The following is a 13,882-nucleotide window of genomic DNA, read 5'->3' as shown; positions in this document are numbered from 1 at the left end:
TCAGACGCGCAAAGAACGCTGCGGCATTTCATGTGCGCATGATCCCTTTCCGAAACTCGAAACCGATTTTCGGGATCATACGCCCATGCCGAAATCAAAGCCGGCTTAGCTTCCAAGCGCCGTCTTGATCGCCGCCGCCGCGTCGCCGCCGTCGAAGGTGGTCACGCCGGCAATCCACGGCGTCACCGCGTCCGGATGCTTCTTCAGCCAGTCGGTCGCCACCGTATTGGCGTCGCTGCCCTTCAGGATGGCGTCCATCATCTCGCCTTCCATGTCGAGATTGAACTTTAAATTGGCGATGAACTTGCCGGCATTCGGGCATTCGGTCATGTAGCCTTTGCGCACATTGGTCGAAACGGTGGCGGCGCCGAAGCCGCTATCGCCCATGCCGTCGAGATAGGTGATCTTCATGGCGCCCATAACCGGGTGCGGCGTCCAGCCGAGGAAGGCGATCCACTCGTTGTTCTTCATCGACTGCTCGGCCTGGGTCAGCATGCCGGCCTCAGAAGACTCGACCAGCTCGAAACCCTCGAGGTTGTCCTTCGGGTTCTTGATCATGTCGAGGATGATGCGGTTGCCGTCATTGCCGGCCTCGATGCCGTAGATCTTGCCGTCGAACTTGTCCTTGAACTTGCCGAGATCGGTCAGCGACTTGACGCCGGCGTCCGCCACATAGGTCGGCACGACGATGCCGTAGCCCGCCCCGGAGAGGTTCTCGCTGACGGTCTCGACCGAGCCGTCGGCGGTGTAGTCCTTGATGTCGTTGGTCATCGACGGCATCCAGTTGCCGAGAAACACGTCGAGATCCTTGTTCTTCAGCGACGCATAGGTCACCGGAACCGAAAGCTGGATCACCTGCGGCTCGTAGCCGAGCGCGGTGAGCAGCACGGAGGCAAGCCCTGTCGTGGCCTGGATGTCGGTCCAGCCGACATCGGAGAGACGCACCGCCTTACAGCTCGCCGGATCGCCGGCAAAGGCGGCACTGGTGGACAAAAAAGCCGCCAGGCCGAGGCCGGCGACGAAGGAATTCATGCGCGACATAGATATTCTCCCATTTCGATTCTTGACGGGGCGAAGTTACGGTTTCTCTGCCCGCCTTGTTTCGTCAGCCAAACACCATTCTGGTGTGGTTTCAAGCATTAAGGCAATCACGATCAACGGCGCGGGCTGGCCAATCAGCGACACATCCGACGCTTTCCGGGCCGAGCCCTGACCTGGTCCAGGCCGGCCGTGGCGGCTTTTTCAGGGGAATGCGGCGGCGGCCCCTCCCCGCGGGGCGACAAGTCGGCTTAAAAGAACGGCATGGCCAAGCTCTATTTCCACTACGCGACGATGAACGCCGGCAAGACGACGATGCTTCTGCAGGCGTCGTACAATTATCGCGAGCGCGGCATGACGACGATGCTGTTCGTCGCCGGCCATTACCGCAAGGGCGACACCGGCCTGATCTCGTCGCGCATCGGCCTGGAGACCGAAGCCGAGATGTTCCGCGACGGCGACGACCTGTTCGCCCGCGTCGCCGAGCATCACCAACGCAGTGCCGTGCATTGCGTCTTCGTCGACGAGGCGCAGTTCCTCGAGGAAGAACAAGTATGGCAGCTCGCCCGCATCGCCGACCGGCTTAACATCCCGGTCATGTGCTACGGCCTGCGCACCGATTTCCAGGGCAAGCTGTTTTCCGGCTCGCGCGCGCTGCTCGCCATCGCCGACGATTTGCGCGAGGTGCGCACCATCTGCCGCTGCGGCCGCAAGGCGACGATGGTGGTGCGCCTCGGTCCGGACGGCAAGGTCGCCCGGCAGGGCGAACAGGTGGCGATCGGCAAGGACGTCTATGTCTCGCTCTGCCGCCGCCACTGGGAAGAGGAGATGGGCCGCGCCGCGCCCGACGACTTCATCGGCTTTACCAAGGCCTGACCGGCGCGGCGGTCTTTGCGGCGTTTCACGGAAGCGTCGAACCCACTCTATCTGTTAGTTTTTGCGCTGCTCCGGACGGGAGACCGTTTCACTCTTTTCCTGGATTTGCTCTATAAGGCCGTCAGTCAGAGTTCTCCGGAATCAGCCATGCTTCGAGCCGTTTCGTCAGCCAGCCTCCTTCTTCTTGCCACCTCCGTCGCCACCCATGCCGGTGGCGACCCCGTGCAGGGCAAGCATGTTTTCAACCGGTGCCTGGCCTGCCACGAGGCGACCACCGACCGCGACAAGGTCGGCCCACATTTGATGGGTGTCGTCGGCCGTCCCGCTGGCAGCGCCGAAAGCTTTCTTGGCCATTATTCGGAAGCGATGAAAGGTGCCGGCGCCGCCGGCCTGGTCTGGGACGAGGCGAACCTTGCTCAATATCTCAAGGCGCCCAGGCTGAAGGTGCCCGGCAACAGGATGGCCTTTGGCGGACTGACCAGTGACGACGACATCGCCAACGTCATCGCCTATCTGAAAGCCGATCCCAAACCTTGAGCCGCGAGTTCCGGGTCGGCTTCCGCTTTGCCTGGCGAGGTCGCGATTGCTTCAGTGCTTTGGTCAATTCGAGGCGTCGGTGCCGGCTGGAATTGAATGCATCGCCGTCACTTTTGCCGGCCTGAAAGTTCAATGACAGCTGAGCTACGCTTACCCGCTGCGGTAGTCACGCCACGATCACCTTCACCTGCCTTTCAAGACCATGACGAATTCTTTTGTTTTCAGGGCGGGCCTTGTCTTGCGTCTTTCAATCCCTGGAGGCCCCACATATATTCGCCGCTGTTCGCAACCAGCGACGTGATGCCGAAGCGGGAGGCCCCAATGGCGACATTGCAGAATTTCGATGCTGAAATTGCCAAGACAAAGCAGGTCGTCCAGGACATGCGGACCAAGATCGAGCAGTCCGGGACCGTGCTCGACACGCTTGCCACCGCCGACAAGAAGATCGGCGACGCCAATTTCGACATCGAGAACGCCCGCATCGAGGATGTGCTGAAGCAGCAGAAGGTGATGGAAGGCAACATCGCCGATCTCATCATCGGCCTGGAGGACGCCACCAACGTCTTCGGCGCCGAATTCGAGAGCATGAAGAATTACACCGGCTGGGAAAACTTCGTCGGCGTCTTCTCCAGCCAGCGCAAGCAGCGTCTGCGCACCGACCGCGTGCGCAACATGTCGCTGGCCGGCAATCTGCAGGAATTGCTGGCCAAGTCCGACACCATTGTCGGCATATTGAAGGCGCAGAAAGAGGTCCTCGACCAGCGCTACAAAACCTCAGAGACCAGCCTGTCGCAGGTCATCGAGCGCCGCAAGACCACCATGTCCAACCTGGAGACCGTGCAAAAGCGCATCGAGGAGCTCAATCCGATGCTGCTCGACATCGAAAACAAGATCGCCGCGTCGACCAGCCAGAAGGAGCGCACGCAGCTCGAAGGCGAACGCTCCAAGCTCGCTACCGAATACAACGAGAAACAGGCCAAGGAGCAGGAACTGCTGGCCGAGAGCCAGACGCTCGAGCGCTACACCTCGATGTTCCAGACCTTCGTCGATTCGCTCAACAACCAGATTGCCGCGCAGTCGACGCTGATCAACAAGCTGACCATCGATACCGAGCAGCGCATCGTGCTCTACAAGGCGCTGGAGGATTCCCTGAAGACCGCCGCCCAGCAGGACGTCGCCCACAAGATCAACACGCTGGGCAGCCAGGTCGACAACACAGCCGAGGAAACCATGGCCGGCATAGGCGCCGCCTCGCAGAAGCACATTGGCGATCTCCTGGAAATGCACGAGAAGAATATGGTGGCGACCGCCGACATCCAGCGCCGCAAGAAGTTGGCCGACGATGCTTTCGCCCGCCGCTTCGACGAAGTGCTGAAGAAGCACAATTCGGCCAATTACGTGCAATCGTAATCGCCGCATTCATCGGTGCGACAATCCAGGGCCAATAGCATGACCCCCGAAAACGACGCGGCGGCGCGGTACTTCTCGGCCATAACGGCAGCACTCAGCGGCCTCGAAGTGTTCATGCGCGACGACCGCTCGCCGCTTTATCGCCACGGCATCGTCGCCAAGATCGTCGCCGAATATATCGCCCGGCTCGACAAGTCCTTTTCCTGCTGGCGCAACCGGCTGGGCTTCATGGACACGTTTCGAATTTCGCGCGCGGAAAGCGGCTTCCCGGTGTTCCAGAACCTGCTCGAGCTGGAAAACGACCGTCGCCAGGCGGACAGCCGGCTCGCCAACATCCCGGCAGCGGGCGAATTGCGCGAGGAGATGGCCGACTTCATCCTGCGCCACAAGGAATTCCCCGAGGCTTTGCAGAAGTCGATGGCCGAGCGGCTCTATCTCGAGGACGTCAAAGGCGAGAATACGTTCGGTCCGTTCACGTTGGCGCAAACGGCCAAGGTCTCGGTCAATCCGAAGACGGCGCGGCCCTACTATCTCGTCCATTGGGCGACCTTCGACGGTAGCGCCAACCTGCCGTTGGTCTATATGGTGACGGTGGAGGATTCCTCCGAAGCGATGATCCGCCAGCTCGTCGACAGAAGCGGCAAGCTCAACGACAAGGTCGACATTCCGCTGCCGGTCGACGGCCTGCTCAACCCCGAGCTTGCCCACCGTTTCGACGATTTCACCGAGAAGAATTCCGCCTACACGCTGTCGCCGGCGACGATCGCCGTCAACCTCGACAAGGATTTCGAGCCGCTGCATCCCAAGCAGCTGCGCCGCGTCGTGCTCGGCCCCTTCTATTCGGCTGGCATTACCGACAACAATTCGACGGTGACCGAGGTTCTGGCCAAGGTGCGCAAACCGGAAAATGCGTGGCTGCTGACCTGGACCATCCAGGAAGTCTACTCAAAAGCGGAGAAACCCGGCCGCAAGGGGCTGTTTTCGAGCGAGAAGACGACGCAGGAATTTTTCATCAACACCGACGATCTCGAAGCCGCTCGCCAGGGCGTGTCGAGCTATGAGAACCACGCGCTGATCCCGCACGAAGCGTACCAGGCGCTCTACGCGGCGGGCGAGGCACAGAAGATTTTCGCCGGCTACAAGGTCCACATCCTGTCCAATGGACAGGTCATCTCGGACGTCTGACCGTCACACCACGGAGCAACCTTCATGGATACCGGCCTGACCACCATCCCGGAAGCGGCGATTGAAAAGCACCGCGCCACTGCGCAGAGCTTTATCACCCGCATCGTCGTGCTCGAGGACCCGTCTAGCTCCTCCGGCACGGCACTTGCCGGCACCAACCGCCGCTTCGTCTCGACCGTATCGGTCGGCTCGGTGCGCCGCACGCGCGAGGTCGAGCTGGCGAAGACTGTCGGCGCCGTCCATCCCGACGACCAGTTGCTGACCATCCCGCAGCACACGCTTTTGTTTCGCGCCCGACGCGGCACGGCGCTCGCGCTCGCAATTTCGGAGGTGTTCGCCGAAGGCTCCGACCTCGAAAGCCTGCAGGCCAAGAACACCCGCGCGCCGCTCGAAGGCGACGAGGCAGCGGCCTTCAAGAAACTTCTGTCGGCCTCGGCTTACATATCGGCCTTCAGCCTTGCTTCCTATCTGTTCCAGCTGATCGACAGCGACGGCGAAGCGCCCAACGATATCCCCGAACCGGATTTCCTCTTCGACACGCCGCAGGATGCGGTGAAGTCGATCCTGGCGGGCCTCGACAAGGCGATATCGGGGGCATCCGACGATGCCGATTTGATGACCAGGGCGCGCGCCTTCGCTCGCGTCGCCATCGACGGGCTCTTGGCGCGAAAAGGCCGCTTCGACGGCATCGGTCCGTTCGAGAACGCCCATATCCGCATCGATGCCGACGATTTCACCCTCGACGGCTTCGACGTCGCGCCCGGCAAGCGTTCCAAGCCACTGGTGATGACCTTCAAGAAGCCGGAAGAGGTGGTCGGCAACCACATCGCCAAATACCAGTCGGTCAAGCTTGCAAAGATGCTGATGGCGTACGACTTCGAACGCGAGTTGAACCCGTTCGTCGAGCTTGGCGGCTTCCTGTTCACCTTCATCGGCGACGGCGCGCCCGGCACTGGCAAGACGACGCTGATCCAGATGATCGCCGGCCTCGTCAACAATTACTGCCAGGTCGCCGGCTATCCCTTTGCCTATGAGAATTTCGGCGTCGACCAGATCTCGTCCTACCAGGGCAAGTCGGGCCAGAACTGCCGCCAGTTCGTCAACAATGTCTTGAACCCGCGCGTCATCGGTTTCGGCACAATCGACGATATCGACCAGGTGGCGGCGCGCCGCTCCGACGACCGCGCTTCGGCCGGCCAGCAGGAGATCACCGGTGTGCTGATGGATGCCTTCGCCGGTGCGGCTACCGTGGTGCGCGGCAATTGCTCCTTCGGCATGTTCTCCAACTATCCCGAAAACGTCGACGATGCGCTGCGCCAGCGCGCCGGCGCCCGCTGGCTGGTCGACGGGCCGCAGACCCGTGACGACTACATCGACATCTTCGTGCTGCTTGCCGGCAAGAACCACAAGATCCCGCTCGGCGACCACAAGCTCTACGCCGCCCAGGAGATCCAGCGCGCCGTGACGGAAGCCTATGAGGAGCATGAGAAGCCGCAGGAAGATGGGCTGATGAAGGTCTACGAGCGCTACATGAAGGAAAATGGCGCGCCCAAGTCGATGGCCGACATCGGCACCTATCTGCACCTGATCAAGGATGCCGAGCCACGCTTCACCGGCCGCGCCATCAAGAACGTCACCGACGCCATCAAGATGCGCGCCATGGACATCGAGCTTCCCGACGACTGGTTCGAAAAGCCGGAAGCCTTCATGCACAAGGGCTACGACGAGAAGAAGGCGATGATCGAGGAACTGCGCGGGCCGTTCTCGATGGACATGGTCATGCAAGAGATCAACCGTTACGCCGACAGCGAATTCCGCTATTCCGACAAATCCGACGACTCCGCCGTGGAAAAACTGCTGCGCGACGCCCGTCTGCGCGAGAGGGCGGCGCGCGAGATGGAGGAGATGAAGAAGAAGGGCAGTTGGAATGTGTGAGTGGAGCGCCCTTTCCTTCTCCCCGTTTACGGGGAGAAGGTGCCCGAAGGGCGGATGAGGGGCAGCGCCATGCGTAGTGGAAACGAGCCGAAGGTGGCGAGAGCCCGTGAGCTACGGAAGGTGGAAAACGAAGCCGAGGAAAGGCTTTGGCATGAACTGCGCGGACGGCGATTGAATGGCCGCAAGTTTGTTCGCCAACTGCCGATTGGCCCCTATTTCGCTGACTTCGCTTGTCGTGAAGCCAATCTGGTCGTGGAAGTTGATGGAGCCAGCACGCAAACCGATCCCGTGATCGATACAGGGACGAAACTATGAATAGGAATGGTTGGTCGGTGCTAAGAGTTTGGCACGTTGATGTCCTGACGGGCCGCAAGAGTGTTCTGGATACGATTGTTGCGGCGCTGGATGGTAGGCTCAACCAGAGAATGATCGCTGTCGACGTTAAGTTTTTGCCCTCTTCAACGTCAGGGGAAAGATGATGAGCGTTTGCGCCGCCCCTCATCCGCCCTTCGGGCACCTTCTCCCCGTAAACGGGGAGAAGGAATAATGGTCCGCAAACCCGACCTTCTGCGCGACAATGAACTCATCTATGGCCGGCTGCTGACGGTCGACGAGACGCATCTCATCCAGCGTTACAACAAGGCGCTGGCGGCGTTCGGCCTCACACCCACCAAGCTGAAGAGCTTCCAGATCGACCGTACCGGCTTCTCGCCCGAAGTGGCCGAGGAGTGCGGCGACTACGACTATCTCGATCCCAATGAGGTCAATCGCCGCTTCATTATCCTGACGCCGTCGCAGATCGACCTGCCGGTGGTGCACACCGCCTTCTCCAACACCTCGCAGCTAATGTTCGAGTTCATGTCGAAGAACCAGCGCGCCATCGACGCGCTGACCATCAAGGACGTGATCTACGGCGAGATCGAGGATTCCATTCCCAAGGTCAACGACATCGAGGACCTGCTGTCGATCAACCAGGTCGAGTTCAAGGTGCTGTCGGCCGAGGATGTGCTGGGCAAGGCCGCCGAGCTCGGCAAGCTGGTCGACCGGCTGAGGCAGGAGCCCGACGCCTGGCGCGACAATGCCATGCTGACCCGAATGGTGGAACTGGCGAAAATCTGCGGCGATATCAGAGAGAACGCTCTGGTGCCCGACCAGGTGATCTTCCGCCACAACGCCTACTGGACCAGCCATTTCGGCGGCCTCTACGTGTTCGTCGATCCCGACATGACGACGGTGATCAGCAATCCGGCCGCCCCCGGCTTCCGCCGCTCGCGTCCGTGGCAGGTCAGCTATCTCTCGATCAACGATGCCGACAAGGTATTCAAATTCCTTGCAGCCACCGGTCGCATCGAACTGCCGCGCGCCTCCTGGATCGAGACATCGGGCTATCTCGAGCACCGGGCCGAGATGGTGGTGCGCGCACTGATCCGCGATGCCGAGCCGAACCGCAACCTTACCGACGTCGACAAGGTCTGGCTGCAGACCTGGATCCAGAGCCATGCGGACCTGATCACCAAGGACGGCAATTTTCCTTTCCTCAATGCCGCCAAACGCGAGATCGCCCAGCTTGGCCACCTCAAGATCGAGGATGTCTTTCCGCAGCAACGTTTCCTGGTGATCAGGGCAAAGCCCGACCATCCCGACGCCTGGCTGATCAACCGGCTGATTTCGGATTTCGTGGCGTCGGACTTCGTCTCGCGCTACATCTTCAACAAGCAGGGCTTCTACGACGATTATGACGGCTTCAGCGACGCCTGGCGATCGCATGTTGTGGACGTTCTGAAAACCACATATTTGAAGGATAAGGTGGCGTTCCGCACACGCCTCTACGGCCTGACTGACTAGAACGAAATAAACCGTCATTTCGTTCTAACGTGTTGTTTTGGCGAATAATGTTATCCAAAAAGTCTGCAACTTTTTGGCATCATGCTATGAGGGGTGACACAGCCATGCTCAATCCGATCGTGAACTTCTTCACCCGGATTTTCCAATGGATCGGCCGCGGCATCGGCCTTCTGATCGGCGTCATCCTGTGGCCGTTCCTATGGGCCGGGCGCTGGTATGCGCAACGCGGCTGGATCCTCAAGGCGGTGGTCGGCCTCGCCTTGCTGGTGCTGATCGGCCTTTACGCCAATTTCTTCTACGCCACCCAGTGGTGGAACAATTTCAACCCGAGCTACCCCGACAACTACACGTTCGAGAAGCGCAACGTGTCCGCCGGCGAACAGCTGGCCGCCGGCGCCGGCACGGATACCGCCCGGACCTGCGGCAACTCCGGCATCGCCCAGATCGCCGCCGACCTGACCGATTTCAACGTCAACCAGAATGCCTGGATCTCGTCGATGATCCTCTACAAGCTCGGCCTGTTCGGCATCAACTGGGACAACACGCCGTGGATGGACAACAAGGCCTCGTTCCAGCGCGGCATCAACCAGGCGGTACGGCGCACAGCGACCGAACTCGCCGACAATCTCGGCCGGGTGCGCACGACATCGCAGATCGATGCCGACCTGCAGGATGCGCGCGGCAATCTGCAGTTCGACGAATACACCTGGTATTTCGGCGTGAGTCCGTTCGGCCCGAAGACGCCGACCCCCAGCTACTATCGCGACGCCGTGCGCAAGCTGCGCTCGTTCAACGCCCGGCTGGCCACCTGCCAGGCGACCTTCGATGCCCGCGCCGACAATCTGAAGCAGTACATCGACCGTATCGCCAGCGACATCGGCTCGACCTCGGCCATCCTCAAGGAGCGCGCCGAGAACCACAACAATGGCTGGTTCGACTTCCGCGCCGACGACCGTTACTGGTTCGCCTATGGCCAGCTCTACGCCTATTACGGCCTGATGAAGGGCGCCCAGGCCGACTTCGATGACGTCATCAAGGAAAAGCATTTGCAAAGCCTGTGGGACACGATGGACGCCCAGTTCGTCTCGGCGCTACGCATCCAACCGTTCATCATCGCCAATGGCCGCGAGGACGGCTGGCTGTTGCCGACGCACCTGACGACGATGGGCTTCTACGTGCTCAGGGTGCGCTCCAACATGGTTGAAATCAGCAACGTGCTGATGCAGTAACGCTGTTCCGCCGCAACCTCTTCGATGGCGGATTTGCGCCGTCGCCTCTGTCGCATTCCGTGCATTGTGCGGCTGTTTTGAGACGGCGGAGCGGCGCGTCCTCTGGCTTCTATACGGCGCGGCAAACGGAGCCAGAAAGAACCGCTGACAGGTCGGCCGGTCCGCAGAGGAATTTTCTCTAGAGGAAACATAGTTGCATGAAAGTTGACGCCGCGGCAGCGACAGGGTTAGAACATGCCCTCGCGCCGTTCCAGCCTGCCTGCGAGTGAGATCAACCCGTCCCCTCCACCGTTCAATCCAGAGGAAAGCCGTCATGGCCGAAGTGAAGTCCGACATCGAGATCGCGCGCGGCGCCAGGAAGAAGCAGATCCAGGAGATCGGCCAGAAGATCGGCATCCCGACCGAGCATCTTTTGCCCTATGGCCACGACAAGGCGAAGATCTCCGCCGAGTTCATCAAGTCGGTGAAAGGCAACAAGGACGGCAAGCTGATCCTCGTCACCGCCATCAACCCGACGCCGGCCGGCGAAGGCAAGACGACCACCACGGTCGGCCTCGGCGACGGCCTAAACCGCATCGGCAAGAAGGCGATCGTCTGCATCCGCGAGGCTTCGCTCGGCCCGAATTTCGGCGTCAAGGGCGGTGCGGCCGGCGGCGGCTATGCGCAGGTCGTGCCGATGGAGGACATGAACCTCCATTTCACCGGCGACTTCCACGCCATCACCACCGCGCACAACCTTTTGTCGGCGCTGATCGACAACCACATCTACTGGGGCAATGAACTCGGCATCGACACCCGCCGGGTCGTCTGGCGCCGCGTCATGGACATGAACGACCGCGCGCTGCGCGAGATCATCTGCTCACTCGGCGGCGTCGCCAACGGCTTTCCGCGCGAAGCCGGCTTCGACATCACGGTCGCCTCGGAAGTCATGGCTATCCTGTGCCTGTCGACCGACCTGAAGGATCTTGAAAAACGCCTCGGCGACATCATCGTCGCCTACCGCCGCGACAAGTCGCCGGTCTATGCCCGCGACCTCAAGGCCGACGGCGCCATGGCTGTGCTTTTGAAGGACGCCATGCAGCCCAATCTGGTGCAGACGCTGGAGAACAACCCGGCCTTCGTGCATGGCGGCCCGTTCGCCAACATCGCGCATGGCTGCAACTCGGTCGTCGCCACCACGACGGCATTGAAGCTCGCCGATTATGTCGTCACCGAAGCAGGCTTCGGCGCGGATCTCGGTGCCGAAAAGTTCTTCGACATCAAGTGCCGCAAGGCGGGCCTGAAGCCGGCGGCGGCCGTCATCGTCGCTACCGTGCGCGCCATGAAGATGAATGGCGGCGTCAAGAAGGAAGACCTCGGCAAGGAGAACGTCGAGGCGGTCAAGAAGGGCTGTGCCAATCTCGGCCGCCACATCGAGAACATCAGGCAGTTCGGCGTGCCGGCAGTGGTCGCCATCAACCATTTCTATTCCGACACCGAGGCCGAGATCCAGGCGATGAAGGCCTATGTCGCCTCGATGGGCGAAGACGCGATCCTGTGCAAGCACTGGGCCCAGGGATCGGCCGGCATCGAGGAACTCGCCAACAAGGTGGTGAGGCTGGCCGAATCCGGCGCCTCGCAGTTCGCGCCGCTCTATCCCGATGCCATGCCGCTGTTCGAGAAGATCAACACCATCGTCCAGCGCATCTATCGCGGATCGGAAGCGATCGCCGACAAGTCGGTGCGCGACCAGTTGCACGCCTGGGAACAGGCCGGCTACGGCCACCTGCCGGTCTGCATGGCCAAGACGCAATACTCGTTCTCGACCGACCCGAACCTGCGCGGCGCGCCAACCGGTCATACCGTGCCGGTGCGCGAGGTCAGGCTGTCGGCGGGTGCGGGCTTCGTCGTCATCATCTGTGGCGAGGTCATGACCATGCCGGGCCTGCCCAAGGCGCCATCCTCAGAAAAGATCTTCCTCAACGAGATGGGCCAGATCGAAGGTTTGTTCTAAAAACCCTCAACTCCAAAGTGCAAAAGGGCGCCGCAGCGATGCGGCGCCCTTTTATTTCGCGGACGATTACGCAGCGTTGCGAGCCAGTGCCCACTGATTGGAGCCGAAGATCGTGTCGCGTTCCGGCAACGCGCCGGTCTTCAGGCAGTCGACCCATTCGGCGGTCTTGAGCACGGCGGCGAAGCGCGACTGCAGAATGATCGTCACCACGCGGTGGATTTCCTCGGCCGAGGCATAGCCGGCGCTGTTGGCGTAAGGCACCGAGCCGGTGGCGTCGGACAGGAACTCGACCGAGAACCCCATGTGCACGGCGTGGATGATGGTCGACAGATCGCAATTATGCGTCATGTAGCCGACGACCGCGATCGTATCTATGGTATTTGCGCGCAGCCAGTCCTCGAGATCGGTGCCGGTGAAGGCGGAGGGCAGCGCCTTCTCGACATAGTGGTCGCGGCCACGCCTGGCGATCTCGGGATGCAGTTCGCCGCCATGGCTGCCTTTGGCGAAGATTGGCGACGTCTCGGGTGCCATCTGCTTGATGACAACCACCTTGATGCCGGCGGCGGCAGCGGCATCCATCGCGCGCGCCACATTGACGACGCTATCGCGAAACGGCGGATGCTGGATGGCGAGATTGCCGCCATCATAATCGTTCTGGACATCGACGACGACCAGCGCCCGGCGTGGCATGGTGTTGGCTGGCTCAGACATGGTGTTTTCCTTTCGGGCTTGAATGCGATGCGCTAAAAATAAGCCGGTAGTCGGGTCGCCAAAAGTGGCCCAATTGACATCGTTCGAAAGAATTGGGACAATCTGTTCTTCTCGCTGGAAGACGCCCATGGCCGACCCGATCATTGCTGTCCTCGCCTTCGACGGCATCAGCCCGTTCCATCTCTCCGTGCCATGCCTGGTGTTCGGCGAGGACAGGACGGCGCTCGGCCTGCCCCGCTTCGAGTTCCGCATCTGCGCGGGCATGGCCGGCCCTGTCCATACCGAGGCGGGGCTGACTGTTACCGCGCCGCATGGGTTGGAGGGCCTCGACGACGCCGACATCGTCATCATCCCGAGTTGGCATCATCTCAACGAGCCGCCACAACAGCAGCTGGTGGAGGCCTTGCGCCAGGCACATCGACGCGGCGCGTTGATCGTCGGCCTGTGCCTCGGGACCTTTGCCATTGCCGCCGCCGGGCTGCTTTCCGGTCGCGCCGCGGCGACGCACTGGGCCTATTCCGAGCAGTTGCAAAGACTGCACCCCGACGTCGCGGTCGATGCCTCGGTGCTCTATGTCGACAATGGCGATGTCGTGACATCGGCGGGCGTTGCGGCCGGCCTCGATTGCTGCCTCCACATCGTGCGTGCCCGCTACGGCGCGGAAGCAGCGCTGCGGCTCGCCCGCCAGATCGTCCTTTCGCCGCATCGGCAGGGCGGGCAGGCGCAATTCATAGAACATTCCCTGGCGAAAAGCGCGGATGCCGACCGTTTCACCAGGGCCCTCGACGCGGTTCGCGCGACGCTCGGCGAAGCGCACAACCTGGACAGCGTCGCCGAAGCCGCCGGTCTGACCCGGCGCACTTTCACCCGCCGCTTCCAGAAATCGATCGGCACCAGTTTCGGCGAATGGCTGATCGGCCAGCGCATCGAACTGGCGCAACGGTTGCTGGAAGCGACCGAAAAATCGATGGACATCGTCGCCTACGAGGCCGGCTTCGGCAGCGCCACGTCGCTGCGCCAACATTTCGCTGCAAGGCTCAGGACATCACCGGCGCAGTACCGGCGTGAATTCTCCAGGCGAGCCGATCCGGATGTGCGCGCAGCCCATGCCTTGTCGCATTGA

At 61.3% G+C, this 13,882-nt stretch carries 11 protein-coding genes and 1 pseudogene; 10 read left to right on the top strand and 2 right to left on the bottom strand.

The genetic code is table 11. The annotated features are described in order from the left end of the window. Positions 1-105: 105 nt before the first annotated feature. Positions 106-1,041: a choline ABC transporter substrate-binding protein gene (locus tag NKJ26_RS12610; protein ID WP_352600901.1), complete on the bottom strand. Its 936-nt coding sequence runs from the start codon at positions 1,039-1,041 to the stop codon at positions 106-108. Positions 1,042-1,302: 261 nt separating this feature from the next. Here NKJ26_RS12610 and NKJ26_RS12605 point away from each other — a divergent pair, with 261 nt between their 5' ends. The 9 genes and pseudogenes from NKJ26_RS12605 (at position 1,303) to NKJ26_RS12565 (ending at position 12,048) form a co-directional block, all read left to right on the top strand. Continuing rightward, positions 1,303-1,914: a thymidine kinase gene (locus NKJ26_RS12605; RefSeq protein WP_352695482.1), complete on the top strand. Its 612-nt coding sequence runs from the start codon at positions 1,303-1,305 to the stop codon at positions 1,912-1,914. 147 nt (positions 1,915-2,061) lie between these two features. Continuing rightward, positions 2,062-2,451 carry a c-type cytochrome gene (locus NKJ26_RS12600; RefSeq protein ID WP_352695481.1) on the top strand — a complete coding sequence of 130 codons (390 nt, stop codon included), beginning with the start codon at positions 2,062-2,064 and terminating at the stop codon, positions 2,449-2,451. Positions 2,452-2,772: 321 nt separating this feature from the next. Then, positions 2,773-3,861 (top strand): hypothetical protein, encoded by a 1,089-nt coding sequence (locus NKJ26_RS12595; protein ID WP_352600906.1) that lies wholly within the window; start codon positions 2,773-2,775, stop codon positions 3,859-3,861. 39 nt (positions 3,862-3,900) lie between these two features. Continuing rightward, positions 3,901-5,046, top strand: coding sequence for a hypothetical protein (locus NKJ26_RS12590; protein ID WP_352695480.1), 1,146 nt, complete (start codon positions 3,901-3,903; stop codon positions 5,044-5,046). Between the two features lie 24 nt (positions 5,047-5,070). Then, complete coding sequence (locus tag NKJ26_RS12585) at positions 5,071-6,981, top strand: AAA family ATPase (protein ID WP_352695479.1); 1,911 nt, start codon at positions 5,071-5,073, stop codon at positions 6,979-6,981. 69 nt (positions 6,982-7,050) lie between these two features. Next, positions 7,051-7,460: pseudogene (locus NKJ26_RS12580) on the top strand (endonuclease domain-containing protein). A 67-nt stretch (positions 7,461-7,527) separates the two neighbouring features. Beyond that, the gene (locus NKJ26_RS12575; protein ID WP_352695478.1) at positions 7,528-8,826 is read left to right on the top strand and encodes a DUF6638 family protein; all 1,299 of its coding nucleotides are present in this window, start codon (positions 7,528-7,530) and stop codon (positions 8,824-8,826) included. 104 nt (positions 8,827-8,930) lie between these two features. Next, positions 8,931-10,055, top strand: coding sequence for a DUF2333 family protein (locus NKJ26_RS12570; RefSeq protein WP_352695477.1), 1,125 nt, complete (start codon positions 8,931-8,933; stop codon positions 10,053-10,055). Positions 10,056-10,368: 313 nt separating this feature from the next. Further along, complete coding sequence (locus tag NKJ26_RS12565) at positions 10,369-12,048, top strand: formate--tetrahydrofolate ligase (RefSeq protein ID WP_352600916.1); 1,680 nt, start codon at positions 10,369-10,371, stop codon at positions 12,046-12,048. Between the two features lie 66 nt (positions 12,049-12,114). Here NKJ26_RS12565 and NKJ26_RS12560 read toward each other — a convergent pair whose 3' ends face one another. After that, positions 12,115-12,759: a cysteine hydrolase family protein gene (locus NKJ26_RS12560; protein ID WP_352695476.1), complete on the bottom strand. Its 645-nt coding sequence runs from the start codon at positions 12,757-12,759 to the stop codon at positions 12,115-12,117. Positions 12,760-12,886: 127 nt separating this feature from the next. On the opposite strand from NKJ26_RS12560, the gene NKJ26_RS12555 reads away from it, so the two are divergent. Then, entirely contained in the window at positions 12,887-13,882 is a 996-nt protein-coding gene (locus tag NKJ26_RS12555) for a GlxA family transcriptional regulator (protein ID WP_352695475.1), read from the top strand.

The organism is Mesorhizobium sp. M0152, from assembly GCF_040322415.1.
Taxonomy (GTDB): Bacteria; Pseudomonadota; Alphaproteobacteria; order Rhizobiales; family Rhizobiaceae; genus Mesorhizobium.
Note: the sequence above shows the minus strand (reverse complement) of the source record. Positions and strands in the feature narration are given on the sequence as shown.